The sequence below is a fragment of the Porcipelethomonas ammoniilytica genome, from assembly GCF_025567485.1.
Classification (GTDB): domain Bacteria; phylum Bacillota; class Clostridia; order Oscillospirales; family Ruminococcaceae; genus Porcipelethomonas; species Porcipelethomonas ammoniilytica.
Genome location: NZ_JAOQKH010000118.1, coordinates 1 through 323 on the forward strand (window position 1 = coordinate 1; position 323 = coordinate 323).

The window sequence follows — 323 nt, forward strand, 5'->3', positions numbered from 1 at the left end:
ATTAGAATTGGAAATTGCATTTTCAAAAGTAACCGTATTACTGTATCTTGAGCTTTGATTTTTAATATAATCTGTTGCTGTTTTTACTTGTTGATTTTTATCAGTCATTTCACTGTCCGACCATGTCTGGTTTGTACCGTTAATTGTTGCGTTTAAAAATACGCTTACAACCAACTGCTTTCCAGTACAGTTTTTAGCAGATCCTCTGTTTACAAGAGAAGGATATACACCTGTGGTACAATTATTAGTATAATAAGGCGTATTTAAGAAGCAATCATTACTAAAAGCTATACCGTCAAGAACATTGATATTATTACCGTTAT

At 31.9% G+C, this 323-nt stretch carries 1 protein-coding gene; it reads right to left on the bottom strand.

All coding sequences use genetic code 11. From position 1 onward, the window contains the following. On the bottom strand, positions 1-323 hold a 323-nt coding region (locus OCV67_RS13845; protein WP_178085201.1), incomplete at both ends, for a hypothetical protein.